General features: G+C 67.4%; 20 protein-coding genes and 1 tRNA gene. 15 read left to right on the plus strand and 6 right to left on the minus strand.

Features of this window, described 5'->3' with window-relative positions:
* Positions 1 to 106 precede the first annotated feature (106 nt).
* The 6 genes from trpB (at position 107) to SCNU_RS06795 (ending at position 7,078) form a co-directional block, all read left to right on the plus strand.
* The gene (trpB, locus tag SCNU_RS06770; RefSeq protein WP_009678609.1) at positions 107 to 1,444 is read left to right on the plus strand and encodes a tryptophan synthase subunit beta; all 1,338 of its coding nucleotides are present in this window, start codon (positions 107 to 109) and stop codon (positions 1,442 to 1,444) included.
* Positions 1,441 to 2,247, plus strand: a complete 807-nt coding sequence (gene trpA, locus SCNU_RS06775; RefSeq protein ID WP_009678610.1) for a tryptophan synthase subunit alpha — start codon at positions 1,441 to 1,443, stop codon at positions 2,245 to 2,247. Before trpB ends, trpA begins: the two co-directional genes overlap by 4 nt.
* A gap of 78 nt (positions 2,248 to 2,325) precedes the next feature.
* Positions 2,326 to 4,122 carry a prolipoprotein diacylglyceryl transferase gene (lgt, locus tag SCNU_RS06780; protein WP_083812567.1) on the plus strand — a complete coding sequence of 599 codons (1,797 nt, stop codon included), beginning with the start codon at positions 2,326 to 2,328 and terminating at the stop codon, positions 4,120 to 4,122.
* Between the two features lie 42 nt (positions 4,123 to 4,164).
* Positions 4,165 to 5,598: a pyruvate kinase gene (gene pyk, locus SCNU_RS06785; RefSeq protein ID WP_009678612.1), complete on the plus strand. Its 1,434-nt coding sequence runs from the start codon at positions 4,165 to 4,167 to the stop codon at positions 5,596 to 5,598.
* Between the two features lie 75 nt (positions 5,599 to 5,673).
* Positions 5,674 to 6,573, plus strand: coding sequence for an acyl-CoA thioesterase (locus SCNU_RS06790; protein ID WP_009678613.1), 900 nt, complete (start codon positions 5,674 to 5,676; stop codon positions 6,571 to 6,573).
* 10 nt (positions 6,574 to 6,583) lie between these two features.
* Positions 6,584 to 7,078, plus strand: coding sequence for a hypothetical protein (locus SCNU_RS06795; RefSeq protein ID WP_009678614.1), 495 nt, complete (start codon positions 6,584 to 6,586; stop codon positions 7,076 to 7,078).
* Between the two features lie 110 nt (positions 7,079 to 7,188).
* Here SCNU_RS06795 and SCNU_RS06800 read toward each other — a convergent pair whose 3' ends face one another.
* Together SCNU_RS06800 and SCNU_RS06805 are read right to left on the minus strand one after the other, a co-directional pair.
* Complete coding sequence (locus tag SCNU_RS06800; RefSeq protein WP_009678615.1) at positions 7,189 to 7,938, minus strand: copper homeostasis protein CutC; 750 nt, start codon at positions 7,936 to 7,938, stop codon at positions 7,189 to 7,191.
* On the minus strand, positions 7,935 to 9,980 hold the full coding sequence (locus tag SCNU_RS06805) for a CocE/NonD family hydrolase (protein WP_009678616.1): 2,046 nt from the start codon (positions 9,978 to 9,980) through the stop codon (positions 7,935 to 7,937). Before SCNU_RS06805 ends, SCNU_RS06800 begins: the two co-directional genes overlap by 4 nt.
* 199 nt (positions 9,981 to 10,179) lie before the next feature.
* Here SCNU_RS06805 and SCNU_RS06810 point away from each other — a divergent pair.
* From SCNU_RS06810 to SCNU_RS06840, 7 genes are all read left to right on the plus strand, one after another.
* Positions 10,180 to 10,261, plus strand: a tRNA-Leu gene (locus SCNU_RS06810).
* Between the two features lie 63 nt (positions 10,262 to 10,324).
* On the plus strand, positions 10,325 to 10,933 hold the full coding sequence (locus SCNU_RS06815; protein ID WP_040517842.1) for an ANTAR domain-containing response regulator: 609 nt from the start codon (positions 10,325 to 10,327) through the stop codon (positions 10,931 to 10,933).
* Between the two features lie 111 nt (positions 10,934 to 11,044).
* Positions 11,045 to 13,738: a DNA polymerase I gene (gene polA, locus SCNU_RS06820; RefSeq protein ID WP_009678618.1), complete on the plus strand. Its 2,694-nt coding sequence runs from the start codon at positions 11,045 to 11,047 to the stop codon at positions 13,736 to 13,738.
* Between the two features lie 201 nt (positions 13,739 to 13,939).
* Complete coding sequence (locus SCNU_RS06825) at positions 13,940 to 15,004, plus strand: isocitrate/isopropylmalate dehydrogenase family protein (RefSeq protein WP_009678619.1); 1,065 nt, start codon at positions 13,940 to 13,942, stop codon at positions 15,002 to 15,004.
* A gap of 90 nt (positions 15,005 to 15,094) precedes the next feature.
* Positions 15,095 to 15,997 carry an ABC transporter substrate-binding protein gene (locus SCNU_RS06830; RefSeq protein WP_009678620.1) on the plus strand — a complete coding sequence of 301 codons (903 nt, stop codon included), beginning with the start codon at positions 15,095 to 15,097 and terminating at the stop codon, positions 15,995 to 15,997.
* 4 nt (positions 15,998 to 16,001) lie between these two features.
* Entirely contained in the window at positions 16,002 to 16,943 is a 942-nt protein-coding gene (locus SCNU_RS06835; protein WP_009678621.1) for an amino acid ABC transporter permease, read from the plus strand.
* 35 nt (positions 16,944 to 16,978) lie between these two features.
* Positions 16,979 to 17,731: an amino acid ABC transporter ATP-binding protein gene (locus SCNU_RS06840; RefSeq protein ID WP_009678622.1), complete on the plus strand. Its 753-nt coding sequence runs from the start codon at positions 16,979 to 16,981 to the stop codon at positions 17,729 to 17,731.
* Between the two features lie 95 nt (positions 17,732 to 17,826).
* Here the strand turns inward: SCNU_RS06840 and SCNU_RS06845 are convergent, their stop codons facing one another.
* The 4 genes from SCNU_RS06845 to SCNU_RS06860 form a co-directional block, all read right to left on the minus strand.
* The gene (locus tag SCNU_RS06845) at positions 17,827 to 18,105 is read right to left on the minus strand and encodes a DUF2277 domain-containing protein (RefSeq protein ID WP_009678623.1); all 279 of its coding nucleotides are present in this window, start codon (positions 18,103 to 18,105) and stop codon (positions 17,827 to 17,829) included.
* Positions 18,106 to 18,114: 9 nt separating this feature from the next.
* Entirely contained in the window at positions 18,115 to 18,633 is a 519-nt protein-coding gene (locus SCNU_RS06850) for a DUF1990 family protein (RefSeq protein ID WP_040517918.1), read from the minus strand.
* 20 nt (positions 18,634 to 18,653) lie between these two features.
* Positions 18,654 to 19,469 (minus strand): class I SAM-dependent methyltransferase, encoded by an 816-nt coding sequence (locus SCNU_RS06855; RefSeq protein WP_009678625.1) that lies wholly within the window; start codon positions 19,467 to 19,469, stop codon positions 18,654 to 18,656.
* A gap of 78 nt (positions 19,470 to 19,547) precedes the next feature.
* Positions 19,548 to 20,078, minus strand: a complete 531-nt coding sequence (locus SCNU_RS06860; RefSeq protein ID WP_009678626.1) for a 2'-5' RNA ligase family protein — start codon at positions 20,076 to 20,078, stop codon at positions 19,548 to 19,550.
* 215 nt (positions 20,079 to 20,293) lie between these two features.
* On the opposite strand from SCNU_RS06860, the gene rpsA reads away from it, so the two are divergent.
* Positions 20,294 to 21,766 carry a 30S ribosomal protein S1 gene (rpsA, locus tag SCNU_RS06865; protein ID WP_009678627.1) on the plus strand — a complete coding sequence of 491 codons (1,473 nt, stop codon included), beginning with the start codon at positions 20,294 to 20,296 and terminating at the stop codon, positions 21,764 to 21,766.
* 153 nt (positions 21,767 to 21,919) lie between these two features.
* Positions 21,920 to 23,155 (plus strand): hypothetical protein, encoded by a 1,236-nt coding sequence (locus SCNU_RS06870; protein ID WP_009678628.1) that lies wholly within the window; start codon positions 21,920 to 21,922, stop codon positions 23,153 to 23,155.
* The last annotated feature ends 17 nt before the right edge of the window (positions 23,156 to 23,172 follow it).

Genomic DNA, 23,172 nt, shown 5'->3' on the forward strand with positions numbered 1-23,172 from the left:
CCAGAAGCACCTGACCTGAACGCCTCGATCACCCGGTCCGCCCGGTGATCGGGGCAGGCGGTTATTTCAGTTGCCGCCGGAATCGAACGATGAGGATACTGAGCACGTGACCGAGAACTCCGAAGCCGCCGAACAGGCATCAGCCGACGCGGCGTTCCCCAAGGCCAGCGACGGCGTCTCCGACGTCCATCCGATCGGACCCGACGAGCGCGGCCACTGGGGCGACTTCGGCGGCAGGCACGTTCCCGAGGCGCTGATGGAGGTCATCGAGGAGGTCACCGCCACCTACGAGAAGCTCCGCACCGATTCGGACTTCCTGAACGAGCTCGATCGGCTGCAGCGCGATTACACGGGCCGCCCGTCGCCGCTGTACGAGGCCGAGCGCCTTCGGGAGGACGCGGGCGGCGCCCGGCTGTTCCTCAAGCGTGAGGATCTGAACCACACCGGCTCGCACAAGATCAACAACGTGCTCGGTCAGGCGCTGCTCGCGAAGAAGATGGGCAAGACGCGCGTCATCGCCGAGACCGGAGCCGGCCAGCACGGTGTCGCGACGGCCACCGCGTGCGCGTTGCTCGGCATGGAGTGCCTGATCTACATGGGGCGGGTCGACACCGAGCGTCAGTCGCTGAACGTCGCCCGCATGCGTCTGCTCGGCGCGACCGTCGTTGCGGTCGAGACCGGCTCGGCGACGCTGAAGGACGCGATCAACGAGGCCCTGCGCGACTGGGTGACCAATGCGGACACCACGTATTACTGCTTCGGCACGGCCGCCGGGCCGCATCCGTTCCCGATGATCGTTCGCGACCTCCAGCGCATCATCGGCATGGAGGCGCGCACACAGATCCTGGAGAAGATCGGCAGGCTGCCCGACGCCGTCACCGCGTGTGTCGGCGGCGGGTCGAACGCCATCGGCATCTTCCATCCGTTCATCGACGACGCGGGCGTCCGCCTGGTCGGTTTCGAGGCCGGTGGCGACGGCGTGGAGACCGGACGGCATGCGGCGACCTTCGCCGGCGGTACCCCGGGGGCCTTCCAGGGCGCGTACTCCTACCTGCTGCAGGACGAGGACGGGCAGACCATCGAGTCGCACTCCATCTCGGCGGGTCTGGACTACCCGGGCGTCGGTCCCGAGCATGCTCATCTGCTCGAGACAGGTCGGGCCGAATACCGGCCGATCAACGACGACGAGGCGATGGAGGCGCTCGCCCTGCTGTCCCGCAAGGAAGGCATCATCCCGGCCATCGAGTCGGCTCACGCCGTCGCCGGGGCGCTCAAGCTCGGTCGTGAACTCGGCGACGGCGCGGTCGTCATCGTGAACGTGTCGGGTCGAGGCGACAAGGACGTCGACACGGCCGCGCGCTGGTTCAACCTGTTCGAGAAGCCGCCGTCGGAGACCGAGTACGCAGCCGCGCTCGCCGCGCAGAAGAAGGAGAACGCTCGATGAGCCCGAAGCCCGCCCCCGAGTCCCGGCTGGGCGCGACGTTCGCGGCGTGCAAGGCGGAGAACCGTGCCGCGCTGATCGGCTACACGCCGGTCGGTTATCCGACGGTCGCCGACTCTCTCGTCACCCTGAAGACGATGGTCGACGCCGGCTGCGACATCGTCGAGATCGGCATCCCGTACTCCGATCCGGTGATGGACGGCCCGACCGTCGCCAAGGCGGCGCAGACCGCCATCGACAACGGCAGCCGCGTGCGCGACGTGTTCGCGGCCGCTGAGACGGTCGCCGCCGCGGGCGCACAGCCGGTCGTGATGACGTACTGGAATCTGGTCCTCAAGTACGGCGTCCACGCCTTCTCCCGCGACCTCGCGGCCGCGGGCGGCGTCGGGCTGATCACCCCGAACCTGATTCCCGACGAGGGCGCCGAATGGCATGCCGCGTCCGACGCGCACGGCCTCGACCGCATCTACCTGGTGGCGCCGTCGTCCACGCCCGAGCGCCTGGCGATGACCCTCGACAGCTGCCGGGGCTTCGTCTACGCCGCGTCGACGATGGGCGTGACCGGTGCGCGCGCGACGGTGTCGAATGCGGCTCCGGAGCTGTGCGCGCGAGTGCGCGAGTACTCGGAGATCCCGATCGGCGTGGGCCTCGGCGTCCGCGACGGCGATCAGGCCGCGGAGATCGGCGCGTACGCCGACGGGGTCATCGTGGGGTCCGCGATCGTCTCGGCCGTGGACAAGGGGCAGGACGCGGTCGCCGCGGTCGTCTCCGACCTCGCCGACGGCGTTCGCCGCGCTCGCCGCTGATCGACCGCGCGCTGCGCGGCAGCCCCGGAGCGGTACGCCTGATCGATCGACGAACAGGGCCACGTTACTGTGGCACCTGTGACTGACGGAACCGTCCTCGCTTACCTACCGAGCCCGCCGCAGGGTGTGTGGCACCTCGGCCCCGTACCGATCCGGGCGTACGCCCTGTTCATCATCATCGGCATCATCGTCGCCGTCTGGTGGGGCAGCCGTCGCTGGATGGCACGCGGCGGCCAGCCGGGCGAGGTCATCGACGTGGCGCTGTGGGCGGTGCCGTTCGGCCTGATCGGCGGTCGGATCTACCACGTGCTGACCGACTGGAACACGTACTTCGGTCCGGGCGGTCGGGGACTCGGTGCGGTCTTCAAGATCTGGGACGGCGGTCTCGGCATCTGGGGTGCGGTGGCCTTCGGCGCGGTGGGCGCGTGGATCGGTGCCCGCAACATGGGCATCAAGCTTCCGCCGTTCGGCGATGCGATCGCGCCCGCGATCCTGCTGGCACAGGGCATCGGCCGGCTCGGCAACTACTTCAATCAGGAGCTCTTCGGCCGGCCGACGACGGTTCCCTGGGGCCTGGAGATCTACGACCGGACCAATGCGGACGGCGTGATCTCGTACAAGCTGATCGACGGCGTCTCGACCGGGACCGTGTACTCGGTGGTCCATCCGACATTCCTGTACGAACTGCTGTGGAACGTCTTCTTCGTCATCGTGCTGGTGCTCGTGGACCGGCGTTTCCGGATCGGTCACGGGCGGCTGTTCGCCCTGTACGTCGCCGGCTACTGCGTCGGCCGATTCGTCGTCGAGCTGATGCGCGACGACTACGCCACCCACATCTTCGGTGTCCGCATCAATGTCTTCACGGCGGCGATCGTCTTCCTGTGCGCCGCGCTCTACTTCGTGATGGCTCCGAAGGGGCGCGAGCAGGGCCTCTCGATGTACTGGCCCGACCGTGCCGAGGAACTGGCGGCCGAAGGGGCCGTCGGATATGTCCCGCAGTCGCTCAGCGGGGATGAGGACGTCGACGACGCCGAGCAGTACGACGAAGATGGTCCGGGCGGTGACGAGCCGGGCTACGAGGACGCCGAGTACGAGGAACCGGAGTACGAGGAGTCGGAGTACGAGGAATCGGAGTACGAGGATGACGCCGACCCAGGCATCCCGTTCGACGACACCGCGGACCAGCCGACCGTCGAAGACGAGCAGGACGGCGGCGAGCCCGAGTTCGAGGTCGCGGCGACGACTGCCGCGCTGTTCGCCGATGGCGACGCCGATGATCTCGACGCCGATGATCTCGAGACCGACCTCGATGACGCAGACGATGAGGCGTCTCGCGAGACGGACGACGACGCCGCGGAACCTCGGGAGGCCGACGACTCCGCCGACGCCGGCGCCGAGCCCGAGCCCGAGCCGGACGTCGCGGTCGAGCCCGAACCCGAGCCCGAGACCGACGGTGAGGCCGGGATCGAGACGGACGCCGACGCCGACGATCAGTCAGCGACCGCGGAGTCGGTATCCGAGTGGGCGCAGACCGATAAGCAAGCGCCGGGCACCGACTCGGAGCCGGAACCGGAAGCGGACAGCGAGCCCGAGCCCGAGGGGCGGGTGATTCCCGGCCGCGAACCGTCGATCTCCGAATCGGTGTCGGCCCAGGGGTACACGATCGTGCCCGCGGACGACGAGGAACTGTCGGGCATCACGATCATCGAGCAGAATCCCGGTGGTTCGGCGGGGACGATCGAGATCCGCCGCGCCGACGAGGCTGCGTCGACGGCCGCGGAGGAGTCTGCTGACGTCGAGCCGGATGTCGAGCCAGACGCCGAGTCGGACGAGGTCACCGACCCCGCCGACCGGCCATCGCCGACCGAGGACTGAGACCGAGGGGACACGCTCGAACGCGACCGCTAGCCTTATGGGGTGACTCGTCGAACGAAAATTGTCTGCACCCTCGGTCCTGCAACCAACACCCTCGAAGGCATCACCGACCTCGTCGAGTGCGGCATGGATGTGGCGCGGCTGAACTTCAGCCACGGCGCCCACGCCGACCACCGCGGTGTCTACGACGCCGTCCGCGCCGCCAGCCTCGCCACGGGCAAGCCGGTCGGCATCCTGGCCGACCTCCAGGGCCCGAAGATCCGGCTCGGCAAGTTCGAGGACAACGGTCGTCCGAACGGCGCCGTCGACTGGAACGACGGCGAGCAGGTGCGGATCACCGTCGACGACGTCGTCGGTGATCACGACCGCGTGTCGACCACGTACGAGCACCTCGCACAGGATGCCGAAGCCGGCGACCGACTCCTGATCGACGACGGCAAGGTCGGCCTGGTGGTCGACGGCGTCGACGGCAACGACGTGATCTGTACCGTCACCGAGGGCGGCACCGTCAGCAACAACAAGGGCCTCTCGATGCCCGGCATGAAGATCTCGGTGCCCGCCCTCTCGGAGAAGGACATCGCCGATCTCGAGTTCGCGCTGGAGCTGGGGGTCGACCTCGTCGCCCTCTCCTTCGTCCGCAGCCCCGCGGACATCGAACTCGTCCACGAGGTGATGGACCGCGTCGGTCGCCGTGTTCCGGTGGTCGCCAAGCTCGAGAAGCCCGAAGCCATCGAGAACCTCGAGGCCGTCGTCCTGGCGTTCGACGCGATCATGGTGGCCCGCGGCGACCTCGGCGTGGAGATGCCTCTCGAAGAGGTTCCGCTGGTCCAGAAGCGCGCCATCCAGATGGCGCGCGAGAACGCCAAGCCGGTGATCGTCGCGACGCAGATGCTCGACTCGATGATCGAGAACTCGCGACCGACCCGCGCCGAGGCCTCCGACGTCGCCAACGCGGTGCTCGACGGTGCCGACGCGGTGATGCTGTCCGGTGAGACCTCGGTCGGCAAGTACCCGCATGAGACCGTCCGCACCATGAGCCGCATCGTCTCCGCGGTGGAGCACGGCACCCGCGACGTGCCGCCGCTGACACATGTGCCGCGCACGCGCCGCGGCGTCGTCACCTACGCCGCCCGCGACATCGCCGAGCGCCTCAACGCCGCGGCGATCATCGCCTTCACCGAGTCCGGCGACACCGTGCGGCGGGTCGCGCGCCTGCACTCGCGCATGCCGCTGATCGCGTTCACCGCCACCGAGGCGACGCACAATCAGATGGCGGTGAGCTGGGGCGTCGAGTCGCACCTCGTCCCGCGGATGAAGAACACCGACGACATGATCGATCAGGTGGACGACGTGCTGACCGCGAACGGCCGTCTCAAGAAGGGCGACACTGTCGTCATCTGTGCGGGCGCTCCGGCGTCGGTGATCGGGTCGACGAACTTCGTGCACGTCCACCGCATCGGTGAACAGGACCACTGATCCGGCCGACTCACCGGACTCGAGTGCAGCGGTGCGGTCGGACGACCGCCCGCACCGCTGACATAGGGTTGGGGCATGACTGACGGCAACTCCGACGACGTGGCGACCACATCCGCCGATCTGGCCAAGCTCATCGAGCTGCTGGACCTGGAGCAAGTCGACGACGACCTGTTCATCGGGCACCACCCGGATCAGGTGATGGCCCGCACGTTCGGCGGCCAGCTCCTCGGCCAGGGAGTGATTGCGGCCGGCCGGACCATCACGAAGGGGCAGCCTCCGGTCCACGCGCTGCACGCGCACTTCATCCGGGGTGGCGACGTCGGCAAGCCGCTCGAGTATCACGTCGACCGTTACCGCGACGGCCGTGCGTTCGCCAACCGTCAGGTGACCGTCAAGCAGGACGGCGAGGTCGTGTTCACGATGCTCGTCGCGTTCCAGGACAATTCGGCGGGCCTCGAGCATGCGGTGGAGATCCCCGAGGTGCCGTATCCCGAGGAACTGCCGCCCCTGGACGAGCACTTCAAGGGCTATGAGGACAAGATCGAGGCCTTCGTCAACGCCCTGCACCCCGTCGACATCCGGTTCGCGAACGACCCGACGTGGGTGATGAAGGAGACCGGGGAGAAGCTGAATCACAACCGGGCGTGGATGAAAGCCGATGGAGTCCTGCCCGACGATCCGTTGATGCACGTGGCGGCGATGGCGTACTCGTCGGACACCACCGTCCTGGACTCGATCATCACGACGCACGGACTGTCGTGGGGCTTCGACCGATTGTTCGCGGCCACCGTCAACCACTCGATGTGGTTCCATCGCGAGTTCCGGTTCGACGACTGGATGCTGTACTCGACCGAGTCGCCGGTCGCCGCGGGTTCGCGGGGGATCGGTTCGGGCCGCTTCTTCAAGCGGGACGGGACACTGGCGACGTCGGTCGTGCAGGAAGCCCTGATCAAGTACTTCCCGCCGCGGGGCTGAGACGGACGCGATGACCGAGAGCTTCGACGCACCGACGGCCGAGACAGGGGCGGCTCCGGCTCCGGAACTGCGGTTCTTTCTTCCCCAAGGTCCGGCCCTGCCGCCCAAGCGGTGGCAACGGAAGTGGAAGATCGCCATCCGGGTCGGCAGTGCGCTGGCCGGGGTCGCGCTCGTCGCGGTGGCCGCTGTCGCGGTCTTCCAGGGTGTCGTCGCGACGTCCCGCTTCACCGCAGGCGCCGCGATCGAGGTCGACTGCGCGAGCCGGTCCAAGCCGTTCGCTCCCGACGTCGGCTTCGGCGCGCCCGTCACGATCATGGACGCCCAGTCGGGTGAGGTCTACGGCCGGTCGACCATGAACAAGTTCCGGGCGCTCCCGAGCGGCATCTGCCTGGCGGGCTTCGAGATCGACGACGTTCCCGTCGGCAAGCTCTACGCGGTGACGATCGGCAGCTACCGGACGCTTGCCTCAGAGGACGCGCTCGCCGGAGACGCACTGCTGTCGTAGGAGTGCAGGGGCCTGCTGAACCGGTCTGTTCGAGTCAGCAGTGTTCGGTGTGACCACCAGATGGTCACACCGAACACTGCTGACGTCGTTTGCAGGTCGCGACTGCGTGATCAGCGCGGCCGCAAGGCCGAGGCGGCAGCGGCGACGAGGTCGGGGTCCGTCGTCTCCAGCTCCGACGCGCTGCCGCCGCCGGGACCGGCAGAACCCGGATCGGGCACTGACCGCTTCGCCGAGAGATGCACCGCGTCGACGCCGGCGGCCATCAATCGGGGGATCGAGGCGACGTCGACGCCGCCGCCGGCCATCACCTGCACTCCGGTGTTCGCGGCCACGAGCGCGCCGAGGACCGCGATTCCGTCGCCCGCCTTGGCGGCGCCGCCCGATGTCAGCACGCGGTCGACGCCGAGGCCGCCCAGGAGCGTGATCGCCGCGACCGGATCGGAGGCGGCATCGATCGCTCGATGAAACGTCACCTCGATGCGTCGGTCGACCGCCCGGCCCGCGGAACGCGCAGCCTCCACCAGCCGAGTCGTGGCTTCGGAGTCGACCGAACCGTCGGCTGTCAGCGCGCCGACGACCACACCGGCGGCGCCCGCTCGGACGGCCGCCTCGACATCGGCGACCAGCACGTCCACTTCGGCTTCCGAGTAGACGAATCCACCCGGACGTGTCCGGATCAGCGCGTGCACGTCGATCCCGACCGCGCAGACGGCGGCGAGCAGGCCGGCGGACGGCGTGAGTCCGCCGGTCGCCCCGAGCGCGGCGCAGAGTTCGACGCGGTCCGCGCCGCCGTGGCGAGCCACGACCGCGCCCGCCGGGTCTTGCACGGCGATCTCCAGTGCGGCCGCCACTGCGGTCATCGGAGCGGCCGGGACAGCGGGACGTTGACCCAGCTCGGTGCGGACGGATCGATCTCGACGTACTGCGGTCGCAGCTCCGACGACCACAGACCCGGTCCGAGCGGCAGTGACTTCGGGAAGTTCAGCGAGTAGATGTCGACCCGGAGCCGGTCGCCCGGACGGAGCGCCGCCTGCGTCGCGGACATCGGGATGTCGACGTCGAGGATCTGCCCCGGACGTACCTTGCTGTAGTGATCCAGCGACAGGTAGAGCACGGGATCGGTCAGGTCGCCGTTCGGCGCGTAGCCGCTCTTGCTCTTGTCGACCGCTCGCAGGGAGACCATCAGCTGTCCCATCGACACGATGCGCGACCGCCCGTCGGGGGAGACGACGTTGACCGTGGCGTGCCAGTATCCGTCGGTCGCGTTCAGCCGCTGGCGTAGATGAACCACGGGTGTGCCGCTGATCCGGGTGAGTGTCGTGGCGGGTTTGCCGGTGAAGGTCTGCGCCGCGGTCTCCGACAGGCGGGTGTCGTTGCCGCAGAAGTCGAACAGTGCGGTGACACCGGCCGCAGCCTGCGCGGAGTCACGGTCGCACAGGGTCGACAGTCCGGGCTTCACCTCTCGTGTGGCCCGCTGGGCGGGCTCGGTCGAGCTCAGCGAGCCGTCGCCGGCCACCGGGGTGTTCACCGAATGTGAGGCGGCGCCGCTCAGATACTGACGCTGATACGAGTAGCCGGGGAGCGGGAACGACGGCCCCTGCAGGAAGTTGCCGGTGGGCTCGCTGGCGAGGGTGGCTTGCGAGTAACGATCGATGCCGTTGTCGATTCCCTTGAGCCACTTGTCGTACCAGGCGCGTGCGAGCACGTCGATGCGCGGCGGGTGGCCCGGTCGGCCGAAATCGGAACTCGACGTCACGTGATAGCCGTCGTCCATGATCAACTTCTTCTGCGCGTTCGGCAGCTGTTTGAGCCCGGTGAGCATCCGCGATTCGGAGTTGGTGAAGAGATCGTTCCATCCGCCGATGGTGAACGTCGGGGTCTGGATCCGGCCGACGTCCGTGTACAGCGAGTCCCGGCGGGAGGTGCCCGCGGTCACCAGATCACGAGTCCGCGGACTCAGATCCTTGGTGTCCTTGGTGACCAGTGCGTCGACGAGGAGGTCGAAGTAGGTGAGCGGGTCCTTGACCCGGTCGGCGAGCCACTTCCAGTCGAAGGTGCCGTTCAGAATCGATGCAAGATTCGGAATCATCTTGGTCCCGTTGACGATTGCGAGCCAGAAGCTGAGGAATCCGACACCCAGTCCGCCGCCCGGCGCGATGATGTCGCGGACCAGATCGGCGCCGGGCACGACGGGGAAGATCGCCCCGAGCTTGCCCGGGTCGTCGGCCGCGGCCTGCACCTGATTGATGCCCGAGTACGAGACGCCGGCCATACCGGTCTTGCCGTTCGACCACCGCTGCTTGGACGCCCAGTCGACGACTTCGACGGTGTCCTTACGCTCACGATCACCGAACACCTGCCAGGTGCCCTGCGAGAACCCGGTGCCGCGCACGTCGACGACCAGCATGTTGTAGCCGCTCTTGATGAGCTTCGGGTCGTACGCGAACGTCTGGATCAGGCCGCCGCGCAGTGCCCCGACCAATTCGTTGTAGCCGGAGAGCACGGTGCCCTGCAGGTTGATGCCGTTCAGCAGGTCGATCAACTGCGGCGCGAGGACGGGGTAGTTCATCACCTCGGACGCCAGCGCCGACACCATCTTCGTGTACGGCGTCATGTTGATGATCGTCGGGAGCTTCTCGCTCACCGGCTTGCCGGACCGATCGGTCGGCCGGATCAGATTGCCGCGCAACATCGTTCCGTCAGACATCCGGATCGGAACGTCCGGCGTCACCTGATAGCCCGAGTATTTCTGTCTGCCGTCCTGGGTCCGGGTCCACTGAACGCCGAGCGTGCCGAACACAGCGGCGTCAGCGCGCGCCGGGTTGATCGGCACGGCGATCAGCGGCACCGCGACGAGTACGGCGATCAGCGCGGGCAGCGCGCGACGGAATGACGATTTCACGATGTTGGATTCCTCCCCGACAGCAGAATCTGCAGAGTCGCGTCGATTACGCCGTCACACTCCTGTGACCTGACTCTCAGGTAACAATAAGGCTGAGGTCCGCGAAAGGGAAGACTCGGGTGTGACGACGGCGCCGGTGAGGGGTGGCTGCGCGCGGTGCCGGATCCGTTGAGTACACTGTCAACTCGCACCACCACCGGCCCCGGTGGCGAAATTGGCAGACGCGCCGCACTCAAAATGCGGTCTCTAACGAGGTGCCGGTTCGAGTCCGGCCCGGGGCACACCGGGAGTTCTGCCTGCGGGACTTCCAAGCGGAGCCGCCGCCAGCGATGGGAGCCGAATCGATGAACGACCCAGGCAAGCCGGCCTCACCGGCGAGCAGAGTCGTTGTCGCGGAAGACGATTCGCTGATCCGGATGGACCTGATCGAGATGCTGCGCGATGAGGGCTACGACGTCGTCGGCGAAGCGCCGAACGGGCAGGTGGCCGTCGATCTGGCAGAACAGTTGCACCCCGATCTGGTGATCATGGACGTCAAGATGCCCGTGCGCGACGGAATCGACGCCGCCAGTGAGATCGCCCGCAAGCGGATCGCACCGGTCGTGATGCTGACCGCCTTCAGTCAGCGCGAGTTCGTCGAGCGGGCCCGCGACGCCGGTGCTATGGCGTATCTCGTGAAGCCGTTCACGCAGGCCGACCTGGTTCCCGCCATCGAAGTGGCGCTGAGCCGGTACCGCGAACTGAAGGTGCTCGAGGCGGAGATCGCCGACATGTCGGGCAGGTTCGAGGCCCGCAAACTGATCGAGCGCGCCAAGGGTCTCCTGATGGAGAAGCAGGGCATGACCGAGCCGGAGGCGTTCCGCTGGATCCAGCGCAACGCGATGGACAAGCGCGCCACCATGAAGGCCGTCGCCGAGATCGTCGTCGACACGCTGGAGGACAAGCCCGAGTAGCCGAGGCTGTCGGACCCACACCCTAGACTCGTCAGCGTGAGTGCAGCGCAGACAACCAACAAGTCAGGTGCCGGAACCAAGGCCGGGGGGAAGTCGGGCAAGCCCACCCTGATGCTTCTCGACGGCCACTCGCTCGCGTACCGCGCGTTCTTCGCGCTGCCCGCCGAGAACTTCAAGACCAACACCGGTCAGAGCACCAACGCGGTGTACGGATTCACCTCGATGCTGATCAATCTGCTCCGCGACGAGGAGCCGACGCACATCGCCGCGGCCTTCGACGTCTCGAGGCAGACGTTCCGGTCGGACATGTTCCCCGAGTACAAGGCGCAGCGCAGCAAGTCGCCGGACGAGTTCCGCGGCCAGGTCGACCTCACCAAGGAGGTGCTCGACGCGATGGGCATCCCGGTGATGGCGATCGACGGCTACGAAGCCGACGACATCATCGCGACGCTGGCCACCGCGGCCGATCAGCAGGGCTACCGGGTCTTCGTGGTGACCGGCGACCGCGACTCGCTGCAGTTGGTCAACGAGAACATCACCGTGCTGTACCCGAAGCGCGGCGTGTCGGAGATGACACGATTCACTCCCGACGAGGTCGAGAAGAAGTACGGGCTCACGCCGGCGCAGTACCCGGACTTCGCCGCGCTGCGCGGCGACCCGAGCGACAACCTCCCGGGCATCCCCGGCGTCGGCGAGAAGACCGCGGCCAAGTGGATCCGGGAGTACGGCTCCTTCGAGGAACTGGTCAACCGGGCCGACGAGGTTCGTGGGAAGGTAGGGGACTCGTTGCGCGCCAATCTCGCGGGCGTGATCATGAACCGCAGGCTCACCGAGCTGGTTCGAGACATGCAGCTGCCTGCGGGGCCCGATGAGCTCGAACTGCACGGGTGGGACCGCGATCGTATTCATCAGCTGTTCGACGATCTCGAGTTCAAGGTGCTGCGCGACCGGCTCTTCTCGACGCTGACGTCGGTGGAACCGGAGGCCGAGTCCGGCTTCGACCTCAGCGGGACCAGGCTGGGCGCCGGCGAGGTGGCCGGGTGGCTGTCGGCGCACACGGCGTCCGGCCGCAGCGGCCTCGCCGTGACCGGTCCGCGCGTGGTGGTGGGCAGCGACGTCGAGTCGCTGGCGATCGCCGCGGCCGACGGCGAGGCGGCGTTCGTCGATCCGACCGCGCTCAGCGTCGAAGACGATGCGGCACTGGCGGATTGGCTGGCGGATGAGTCGCGGCCGAAGGCGGTGCACGAGGTCAAGTGGGCGCTGCACGCGCTCCGTGGACGCGGGTGGACGCTGACCGGCGTCACCTCGGACACCGCACTGGCGGCGTACCTGGTCCGGCCCGGCCAGCGCACGTTCAACCTCGACGACCTGGCGCTCAGGTACCTCCGCCGCGAACTCAAGGCGGAGGACGGCGCGGGCGACGACGGCCAGCTGTCCCTACTCGACGACGACGCCGACGCACAGCGCGCCGCCGACCAGCTCATGCTGTCCGCGCAGGCGGTCGCCGAACTCGCCGACACCCTCGACACCGAGCTCGAGCGCATCGACAGTTCCGCCCTGTTGCAGGAGATGGAGTTGCCGCTCTCCTTCGTCCTGGCCGATCTCGAAGCGGCGGGCATCGCGGTCGACGTCGACCATCTCGACTCGCTCGAAGGCCAGTTCGCGCAGCGGGTGCGCGATGCCGCGGAGTCGGCGTACGAGGTGATCGGGGAGCAGGTGAACCTCGGCTCGCCCAAGCAGTTGCAGGCCATCCTCTTCGACAAGCTCGACATGCCGAAGACCAAGAAGACCAAGACCGGCTACACCACCGACGCCGACGCCCTGACGTCGCTGTACGAGAAGACCGAACACCCGTTCCTGAAGCACCTGCTCGAGCACCGCGACGCCACCCGGCTGCGGGTGACGGTGGAGGGGCTGCAGAAGACGGTCGCCGATGATCAGCGGATCCACACCACGTTCAACCAGACCGTCGCGGCGACGGGCAGGCTGTCGTCGACCGATCCGAACCTGCAGAACATCCCGGTGCGGACCGAGGCCGGACGGCAGATCCGGCACGCCTTCGTGGTGGCGCCCGGCCCCGTCGCCGTCGGCTCCGGAAACATCGAATTCGAGAGTCTGATGACCGCCGACTACTCGCAGATCGAAATGCGGATCATGGCGCATCTGTCGGAGGACGAGGGGCTGATCGAGGCGTTCAACACCGGCGAGGACCTGCACAACTTCGTCGGATCGCGGGCCTTCGGCGTCCCCGTGGACCAGGTGGATCCGCAGATGCGCTCGCGCGTGAAGGCGATGTCGTACGGGTTGGCCTACGGACTGTCGGCATACGGTCTCGCCGCTCAGCTGGGGATCAGCCGCGAAGAGGCCAAGCAGCAGATGGAAGCGTACTTCGACCGGTTCGGCGGGGTGCGCGACTACCTGCATCGCGTGGTCGAAGAGGCGCGCCGGAACGAGTACACGGCGACCCTCTTCGGTCGGCGCCGGTACCTGCCGGATCTGAACTCCGACAACTTCCAGCGCCGCCAGTCCGCCGAGCGGATGGCGCTCAACGCCCCGATCCAGGGCACCGCGGCCGACATCATCAAGGTCGCGATGATCAACGTCCAGAAGCGTCTCCGCACCGAGCAACTGTCGTCGCGCATGCTGCTGCAGGTGCACGACGAACTGGTGATCGAGGTCGCCACCGGTGAACAGGCCGCGGTCGAGGCGCTGGTGCGCGAGGAGATGGGCGGCGCGATCGACCTGTCCGTGCCGCTGGAGGTCTCGGTCGGATACGGCCGCAGCTGGGACGATGCCGCGCACTGAGCCCGGACCCGCCCCGCAGGCTGACGAGTAAGCGTAAGGAGCGTAGCGACGGAGCGCATCGAGATCAGGGCAGACTCCACCGTCGGTCGGCCTGACTGGGCAGACACGGGTCTGCGACGCGGCCGTCCGAACTAGTCTTGTCCACGATCAGGGCCCCGCACGATCCGCCGACCGCCGCCACCCACGAAGAGGTATCCGCGCATGACCGACACCCTGCGAATCGCCGTCCTCCCCGGCGACGGAATCGGCCCGGAGGTGGTGCCGGTCGCCGTCGACATCGCCACCCGCGCGCTCGCGGACCAGGGGGTGAGCCTGGATCAGACGACGCTGCCGTACGGTGCGTCGGCGATCGCCGCGGACGGCGTCCCGGTGCCCGCGTCGACCTTGGAGGCGCTCGAGGACTTCGACCTGTGGGCGGTCGGCCCGCACGACAGCGCGTCGTACCCGGCCGAGGTCCGCTATCCGGCGCCGGGAGCCGTGCTGCGCAAGCAGTTCGGGCTCTACGCCAACCTGCGGCCGGCGCGCGCGGTACGCGGCGTCGACGCGACCGCGCCCGACATCGACGTCCTGGTGGTGCGGGAGAACAGCGAGGGCCTGTATGCGGACCGGAACATGACGGTGGGCAGCGGTGAGTTCATGCCGACGCCCGACGTGGCGATGGCCGTCGGCCTGGTGACGCGCACCGCGTCCGAGCGCATCGCGGTCGAGGCGTTCGAAGCGGCGCGACGGCGGCGCGGTCACGTGACGGTCGTGCACAAGGCGAATGTGCTGCGGCTGACCACCGGGCTGTTCCGCGACGTCTGCCTCGACGTCGCGACTCGGTACCCCGACGTCCGGGTGGACGATCAGCACGTCGATGCGATGGCTGCGCTGCTGGTCCGACGGCCCGCCGATTTCGACGTCCTCGTCACCGAGAACCTGTTCGGCGACATCCTGTCCGACCTGGCGGCCGAGCTGTCCGGGTCTCTCGGGCTCGCGTCGTCGATCAACACCTCGGCCACCCAGGCGATGGCGCAGGCGGTGCACGGTGCCGCACCCGACATCGCGGGCACCGGCGTGGCGAACCCGGTCGCGATGATCGGGTCGATGGCCATGCTGTTGCGGTGGCATGCGCGGCGGTCGGGCGACGGCCGGGTGGATGCGGCGGCCGACGCGATCGACGGCGCGGTGGCGCACGTCCTGGCCGAAGGTGTCGCCACCGCTGATCTCGGCGGGTCCGCGTCGACGTCGGAGTTCGGTGCGGCCGTCGTCGAGCAGATCGGCTGATTCCGCCCCGGCCGGCCGCGAGTCGCGATCGACCAGTCATAATCGTTGATTCGGGGACCGAGTCGGTTCCGAGCTGTACGGAGAGGTGTCATGCGAGTGCGATCGGTGTGTGCGAAGGTCCTGCCTGCCGTCACAGCCGCGTTGGTCGCGTTGCCGCTGTTGACCGGCTGCGTCGTCGACGAGTCGGCGCTGGACACCAAGCCGATCACCGTCAAGGTCGACAAGCAGCCGGAGATCGCCGCGAAGCTGCCCGCCAACATCCGGGAGTCGGGAGTCCTGCGCGTCGGCACCAACCCGCCGTACCAGCCGAACGAGTTCAAGGATCGTGACGGCAACATCATCGGGTTCGACGTCGACCTGATGAACGCCGTCGCCGGAGTCCTCGGTCTGAAAGCGATCTACAGCGAGTCGGACTTCGACAAGATCATCCCCGCGATGCAGGGCGGTACGTACGACCTCGGGATGTCGTCGTTCACCGACTCCGTGGAGCGCCAGAAGGAAGTGGACTTCGTCGACTACTTCAGCGCGGGCATCAAGTGGGCGCAGAAGGTGGGACGCGGCATCGACCCGAACGATGCCTGCGGGCTCCGGGTCGGCGTGCAGAGCACCACCGTCGAAGACACGGACGAGATCCCCGCCAAGAGTGAGGCCTGCGTGAAGGCGGGCAAGGATCCGATCGTCAAGGTGAAGTTCGAGACGCAGGACCAGGTGGTGAACGCCGTGCTGCTCGGCCAGGTCGATGCGTTCTCCGCGGACTCGCCGGTGACGGCGTACGCGGTGAAGAAGACCGACGGGCAACTCGAGGAGGTCGGCCCGCTCTTCGACGCCGCGCCGTACGGCTGGCCGATCATCAAGGGCTCCTCGCTCGGGCCGGCGCTTCAGGCCGCATTGCAGTACCTCATCGACAACGGGCAGTACGCAGAGATCGCCAATCATTGGGGAGTGGAAGCAGGGATGATTCAGCGATCGGTGATCAACGGGGCGAAGGGCTGAACCGATGACGGCACGTGACACTCGGAGGGACGGCATCGAGAGCCCGGCACCGATCAAGGCGATACCGCTGCGGCACCCCGGTCAGTGGGTCGCCGCGGCGGTGATCCTGGTGCTGGTCGCGCTCTTCGTCTACGGCGCGGCGACCAACCCCGCCTACCACTGGTCCACGTACGGCAAGTACCTGTTCGAGGAGCGCATCCTGTCGGGCGTCGGCTACACGCTGGCGCTCACCGTGTTGGCGATGATCATCGGCGTCGTGCTCGGCGTGATTCTCGCGGTGATGCGGATGTCGCCGAACAGGGTGCTCAGCGCCACCGCATGGGTGTATCTCTGGGTCTTCCGCGGGACTCCGGTGTACGTCCAGCTCGTCCTATGGGGGCTGGTCGGGTCGATCTACAAGACGGTGAGCGTCGGGATTCCGTTCGGCCCGACCGCCTTCGAGATCGACATCCAGCAGCTCAGCCTCGAATACGTCTTCGTGCTGGCGGTGATCGGCCTGGCGCTCAACGAGGCCGCGTACATGGCCGAGATCGTGCGCGCCGGAATCTCGTCGGTCGGCGAAGGGCAGATGGAGGCGTCCGTCGCCCTGGGCATGTCGTGGTGGCAGACCATGCGACGAACGGTGCTGCCGCAGGCGATGCGCGTGATCATCCCGCCGACGGGCAACGAGGTCATCAGCATGCTGAAGACCACGAGCCTCGTGGCGGCAGTGCCGTTCAGCCTCGAGCTGTACGGCCGGTCCCGCGACATCTCCGGCGTCAACTTCCAGCCGATCCCGATGCTGCTGGTCGCGTCCACCTGGTACCTCGTCGTCACGTCGATCCTGATGGTCGGCCAGCACTTCGTCGAGAAGCACTACGAGAAGGGCGCGTCGCGCGAACTGTCCGAGGGACAGTTGCAGGCGCTCGCGGCGGCGAACAAGACGGTCGTGGAGGAGGGCAAATGACCGAGACTCAGGGTTCGGGAACCGGTGATCAGCCGATGGTCCTCGCCGACCGCGTGTGTAAGAACTTCGGCGCGCTACAGGTCCTCAAGGGGGTGTCGCTCGAAGTCCAGCGCGGTGAGGTGGCCTGTCTGATCGGCCCCTCGGGCTCCGGAAAGTCGACCTTCCTCCGCTGCGTCAACCACTTGGAGAAGGTCAACGCCGGTCGACTGGTGGTCGATGGCGATCTCATCGGCTATCGCGAACGCGGCGGCAAGCTCTACGAGATGAGCCCGCGCGACGCCGCCAAGCAGCGTCGGGACATCGGCATGGTGTTCCAGCACTTCAATCTGTTCCCGCATCGCACCGCACTCGAGAACATCATCGAGGCCCCCGTCCTCGTCGGCGGCAAGTCCAAGAGCGAGGCCACTGAACGCGCCCTCGATCTGCTCAGCCAGGTCGGATTGCGGGCGAAGGCCGACGCGTATCCCGCCCAGCTGTCTGGAGGTCAGCAGCAGCGGGTCGCGATCGCCCGTGCCCTGGCGATGGACCCGAAGCTGATGCTCTTCGACGAGCCGACGTCCGCCCTCGACCCGGAGCTGGTCGGTGACGTCCTCGCGGTCATGCGCACCCTCGCATCGGAGGGGATGACGATGCTGGTCGTGACCCACGAGATGGGTTTCGCCCGCGAAGTCGCCGATCAGCTCGTGTTCATGGACGGCGGCGTCGTCGTCGAACGCGGAGATCCCCGCGAGGTGCTGTCGAACCCGCAGCAGTCGCGCACCCAGGAGTTCCTGTCGAAGCTGCTGTAATCGCGTTCTCGCACTACCAACGCGTAGATCCGCCGAAATGCGGCGTGTCGGCCGAGAAGTCTCGCCATACGCGTTGGTAGTGCGAGAACTGGCGGCTACTGTGCGGCCGCGCGTGCCGCGATCCGCGCCTGAACCGCGGGACGACGCAGCGGCGGGACGGTCTGCGGCGGCTGCCTGCGCGCGGGGAGTGCGTCGAGCAGTTCGGTCGTCGCTGCGGTGACGGCGGCGACGGCTTTCTCGATCGCCTCTCGATTGGCGTCCGTGACCTTGCGGATCCCGGACACCTTGCGCACGTACTGCAGCGCGGCGGCTTCGATCTCTTCGTCAGTGGCGGCCGGCTCGAGGCCGCGCAGTTCTGTGATGTTGCGGCACATGAACCCAGGCTACGCCGGGGACTTCAGAGATCGAACGTAACGATCGGTGATCAGACGTTGGACGATCGTCGCGGCCGGGGCTCCGAGGCGCGCCAGAGAACTGCGCGGTCGGGAGAATCCGTCGATTGTGAACTGCACCCGGCCGTCAGTCGCCGTGACCCGGAAACACTCCTCGCCGGATTCCGGGTGACCGGGCAGCGTGCCGTACGCGAAACACGCGACGTCGGGCTCGTCGACGACGGCTATTACTCGAACCGGACCACCGAGACGAAACGGTCCGACCCCGACGGACACCTCGGCGATCGATCCGAGCATCGCGGTCGGTGCCGTGGCACGAACGCGTACACCGGATCTCAGTTGCACCTGCCAGGCGAACAGACAGCCGCGAGCATCGTCGAAGGGGATGTCGAGCAGTGCGGATCGGCGTACGCGATGAAATCCGGTGGGAACCGAACCGACCAGGCTGGCACCGATGTCGTCGTACGTCGGCGACGTCGAGGCGAGCGCGGCCGCGGTGGATTCGCTCAACCGAGCGAACCGTTCGGTCTTCACTCCGGCTTCCGGCACACGAAGATCGCGGTGCCGGGGAAGTAGGAACCGCGCAGCGGGGACCACTGACCCCATTCGTCCTCCAGGTCGTCGGGCCATTCCGGTTCGACGATGTCTTCCAGCACCAGACCGGCGGCGACGATCTCGCGGACGCGGTCGCCGATCGTCCGATGATGCTCGACGTAGGTGACGGTCCCGTCGTCGTCGGTCTCGGAGTAGGGAGTCCGCGAGAAGTACGACATGCGGACGACGAGACCTTCGGGTCCGGGATCGTCGAGGAACATCCACCGCATCGGGTGGTTGGTGGCGAAGACCCATCGTCCGCCGGGGCGGAGGACACGTGCGACCTCCTGCATCACGCGAGCGGAGTCGGCGACGAACGGCACGGCGCCGAACGACGAACAGGCGACGTCGAACGACGCGTCGGCGAAGGGGAGGTGCTCGGCACCGGCTTGGACCAGGGGGACCGGATCGTCGTCGTGGCGCATCGCAGCGATGCCGTGGTGCAGCATGCCGATCGACAGATCGAGTCCGATCACGTTGGCGCGCTGGGCCTTCAGCCATCGAGCGCACGGCGCGGAGCCGCACCCGACCTCCAGCACGTCACGTCCGGCGACGTCGCCGAGAAGTCGTGCGTCCGACTCCCGGTAGCGCTCTGGGCCCCAGACGAACTCGCCTCCGGGGGTGTCGCCGCCGATGAACCGACCGTGCTCGACGTGATACTCGTCGGCCTCGTCGTCCCACCAGGTCCGGTTGGCCCGCTCGCTGACGTCGGAATCGATCTCGCCGAGGACGCGCGGCGGTCGGGAAGTCATGGAGATGGATCCTCTCGTGGCGTGGCGTTACCTCCGAGCGTAGTGACCGCATATCGGTCACTGGACTCGGAGCAGGCCTCAGCAGGCCCGGCCGGGGAACACAACGTCGGTCTTCGCGTCACCGTCCCACCGGCGCAGGGCCGACGCCTGCCCGACGACGGTGGGCCACGACAGCAGCTGCAGTGCGACCGCGAGCTCGTCGCCGGTCAGCCGCAGGCCGAGCGTGACGTGCGGTGTCCACTGCCCGGGAAGGCAGTGTGCCGGGAGGTCGGTCACGTCCTCACCGGTCAGCCGGGCCACCGTCGCATGAACCGCCAGCAGCTCCGACGACGGCACCACCGCGCGGGCTAGGGTGTACTTGCGGCCGGCGGCGAAGACGACCGCGCCGCCGACACGGAACTCGAACGGCAGTCGCTGCGAGGTCGTCACCAGGGCCGCATCGACGGCGGGGGACACCGCGGTGCCGGCGAGCAGGGTGCAGTGCGGCCGATTCGTCCGAGCCCGGACCCGGCCCGCGCTCGGCAGACCGGCCGCCTCGAGGGCGTCCCACTGCGCGCGGACGACGGCCTCGGTGTCCGAATCGAGGAGAATTTCGATCGAATGTGCCATCGTCGGCTCCTTCTGCGGGTGCGTCCGGGGGTTGTATTTGTGCAGGTAGGCCGGTGGTAGTACGCTTACACACGTGTATGCGCGAAGCGTGCACTCTGCACTGATTCTGGCTATCTCGCCCGAACGGTGCGCACAAACGAAGGAAACCGGGCACAGCCTGCGAAGACTGTCCCGTTACCGTACCTACTAGATACCTGTCCGGAGCAACTCAACATATGTCGTCCCCCACGATTTCCTCGCCGCAAGTAGCCGTCAACGACATCGGCTCGGCCGAGGACTTCCTCGCCGCCGTTGACTCGACCATCAAGTACTTCAATGACGGCGACATCGTCGAAGGCACCATTGTCAAGGTCGATCGCGACGAGGTCCTGCTCGACATCGGCTACAAGACCGAGGGCGTCATCCCCTCGCGTGAGCTGTCGATCAAGCACGACGTCGACCCGAACGAAGTCGTCACCGTCGGTGACGAGGTCGAGGCTCTTGTTCTCACCAAGGAGGACAAGGAAGGCCGCCTGATCCTGTCGAAGAAGCGGGCTCAGTACGAGCGCGCCTGGGGCACGATCGAGGAGCTCAAGGAGAAGGACGAGGCCGTCAAGGGCACCGTCATCGAGGTCGTCAAGGGCGGCCTGATCCTCGACATCGGTCTGCGCGGCTTCCTCCCGGCATCGCTGGTGGAGATGCGTCGCGTCCGCGACCTCCAGCCGTACATCGGCAAGGAGGTCGAGGCCAAGATCATCGAGCTCGACAAGAACCGCAACAACGTCGTTCTGTCGCGCCGCGCTTGGCTGGAGCAGACCCAGTCCGAGGTCCGCAGCGAGTTCCTCAACCAGCTGCAGAAGGGCCAGGTCCGCAAGGGCGTCGTGTCCTCGATCGTCAACTTCGGTGCGTTCGTCGATCTCGGCGGCGTCGACGGTCTGGTCCACGTCTCCGAGCTGTCCTGGAAGCACATCGATCACCCGTCCGAGGTCGTCACCGTTGGCGACGAGGTCACCGTCGAGGTCCTGGACGTCGACATGGACCGCGAGCGCGTGTCGCTGTCGCTGAAGGCCACCCAGGAAGACCCGTGGCGTCAGTTCGCCCGCACCCATGCGATCGGCCAGATCGTTCCGGGCAAGGTCACCAAGCTGGTGCCGTTCGGTGCGTTCGTCCGCGTCGAAGAGGGCATCGAGGGTCTGGTCCACATCTCGGAGCTGGCCGAGCGCCACGTCGAGGTTCCGGACCAGGTCGTCTCCGTCGGCGACGACGCGATGGTCAAGGTCATCGACATCGACCTGGATCGCCGTCGCATCTCGCTCTCGCTGAAGCAGGCCAACGAGGACTACACCGAGGAGTTCGATCCCTCGAAGTACGGTATGGCCGACAGCTACGACGACCAGGGGAACTACATCTTCCCCGAGGGCTTCGACGCCGAGACCAACGAGTGGCTCGAGGGCTACGACAAGCAGCGTGAGGAGTGGGAGGCCCGCTACGCCGAGGCCGAGCGCCGTCACAAGCTGCACACCGCTCAGATCGAGAAGTTCGCCGCGGCTGCCGCCGAGGCGGAGAACGCTCCGAGCGACTACTCGTCGTCGTCGAGCTCGGCTTCGCAGTCGACCTCGTCGAGCAGCGGCCCGGCTCAGACCGGTGGCTCGCTGGCCAGCGACGAGCAGCTCGCCGCTCTGCGCGAGAAGCTGTCGGGCAACGCCTGATCTGCTTGTAGCAGCCGGTTAGACCAACGGCGCCCCGGAACTTCGGTTCCGGGGCGCCGTTCGTTGTGCGGGAGCTGGTCTCGCGGTCATTCGCGAGGAGACCGATCCATGCACTGTTGACAATAATTTTCATTAAAGTGTTCACTTGTCGTCATGCTCAACACACGACTTCACGCTTCCGCACTCGCGGTCTGCGCCGCACTTCTAGCCGGATGCTCGGCCGGCACAACGGATTCGAGCTCCGACGACGACGGCCACGAGCACGCCCACGTGGCTGAGAACCGCAGCGCCTCCCCACGTCTCGTCGTCGCCTACGACGGCGGCGTCCGAGTCCTCGACGGAGAAACCCTGGCGCAGGTCGCCGATCTCCCGCGCGACGGCTTCCTTCGACTCAACGACGCGGGCGACTCGCGCCACGTCTTCGTCACCACCGAAGACGGCTTCGCTCTTCTGGATGCGGGCACCTGGCACGAAGCCCATGGCGACCATCGCCACTACCGCACTGCGCCACCGCGTTTCACCGACACGACGTTCGACGGCAGCGAACCCGGACACGCGGTCGCACACGACGGTCGGGTCACGCTCTTCTTCGACGGGACGGGTGAGGTCAAGACCGTCGAGCAGTCCGACCTCGGAGACGCGCAGATGTCGTCGACCGATTACCGCTCGCCTCACGCCCATCACGGAGTCGCGGTGACCAGAGCCGACGGCAGTCTGGTGATCTCCCGCGGAGACGACGACGCACGGACCGGCATCGCGATCCTCGGGCCCGACCGCCGCGAGCGTGCGACGTCGACGAACTGTCCCGGCGTGCACGGTGAGGCGTCGGCCGCCGGCGGTGTGCTGACCTTCGGGTGCGAGGACGGGGTCGTCGTTGTCCGCGAGGACACGATCCGGAAGGTGACCGCTCCCGACGCGTACGGCCGGATCGGCAACCAACGCGGGTCCGAACAGTCGACCGTGATCCTCGGCGACTACAAGACACGGGCGAACCTGCCGGACGACGAGATCGAGCGGCCGACGCGGTTCTCGCTCATCGATACCGAGACCGGCGATCTGCGCCTGGTGGACCTGCCCGCCGGCTACAGTTTCCGTTCGCTGGCACGCGGCCCGAACGGTGAGGCGATCGTGCTCGGGACGGACGGGTTCCTGTACGTCTTCGACGCGTCGACGGCTCAGCTCGTCGCGAAGCACCAGGTGCTCGCACCCTGGCGGGAACCGATCGATTGGCAGGAACCGATGGCGTCGGTCGTCGTTCTGGGAGACCTCGCCTACGTGAACGATCCCGCGCAGTCGACGATCCGAGCCGTCGATCTCGCGACCGGACAGACGCGCGCCACGGCCGATCTCGGGGTCGCCGCGGCTGAGATGGTCCCCGTCAGCGGCTGATCCGCGCGACAGCTGTC

It is taken from the genome of Gordonia neofelifaecis NRRL B-59395 (assembly GCF_000192435.1).
Taxonomy (GTDB): Bacteria; Actinomycetota; Actinomycetes; order Mycobacteriales; family Mycobacteriaceae; genus Gordonia; species Gordonia neofelifaecis.

Excerpts from the sequence above, each read along its gene's own strand:
- SCNU_RS06790 (WP_009678613.1), top strand. The coding sequence starts at position 5,674 with ATGACTGACGGCAACTCCGACGACGTGGCGACCACATCCGCCGATCTG.
- SCNU_RS06840 (WP_009678622.1), top strand. The coding sequence starts at position 16,979 with ATGGTCCTCGCCGACCGCGTGTGTAAGAACTTCGGCGCGCTACAGGTC.
- SCNU_RS06835 (WP_009678621.1), top strand. The coding sequence starts at position 16,002 with ATGACGGCACGTGACACTCGGAGGGACGGCATCGAGAGCCCGGCACCG.
- polA (WP_009678618.1), top strand. The coding sequence starts at position 11,045 with ATGCTTCTCGACGGCCACTCGCTCGCGTACCGCGCGTTCTTCGCGCTG.
- SCNU_RS06830 (WP_009678620.1), top strand. The coding sequence starts at position 15,095 with ATGCGAGTGCGATCGGTGTGTGCGAAGGTCCTGCCTGCCGTCACAGCC.
- SCNU_RS06795 (WP_009678614.1), top strand. The coding sequence starts at position 6,584 with ATGACCGAGAGCTTCGACGCACCGACGGCCGAGACAGGGGCGGCTCCG.
- SCNU_RS06860 (WP_009678626.1), bottom strand. The coding sequence starts at position 20,078 with ATGGCACATTCGATCGAAATTCTCCTCGATTCGGACACCGAGGCCGTC.
- rpsA (WP_009678627.1), top strand. The coding sequence starts at position 20,294 with ATGTCGTCCCCCACGATTTCCTCGCCGCAAGTAGCCGTCAACGACATC.
- SCNU_RS06845 (WP_009678623.1), bottom strand. The coding sequence starts at position 18,105 with ATGTGCCGCAACATCACAGAACTGCGCGGCCTCGAGCCGGCCGCCACT.
- SCNU_RS06870 (WP_009678628.1), top strand. The coding sequence starts at position 21,920 with ATGCTCAACACACGACTTCACGCTTCCGCACTCGCGGTCTGCGCCGCA.
- SCNU_RS06825 (WP_009678619.1), top strand. The coding sequence starts at position 13,940 with ATGACCGACACCCTGCGAATCGCCGTCCTCCCCGGCGACGGAATCGGC.
- SCNU_RS06800 (WP_009678615.1), bottom strand. The coding sequence starts at position 7,938 with ATGACCGCAGTGGCGGCCGCACTGGAGATCGCCGTGCAAGACCCGGCG.
- SCNU_RS06815 (WP_040517842.1), top strand. The coding sequence starts at position 10,325 with ATGAACGACCCAGGCAAGCCGGCCTCACCGGCGAGCAGAGTCGTTGTC.
- SCNU_RS06855 (WP_009678625.1), bottom strand. The coding sequence starts at position 19,469 with ATGACTTCCCGACCGCCGCGCGTCCTCGGCGAGATCGATTCCGACGTC.
- trpA (WP_009678610.1), top strand. The coding sequence starts at position 1,441 with ATGAGCCCGAAGCCCGCCCCCGAGTCCCGGCTGGGCGCGACGTTCGCG.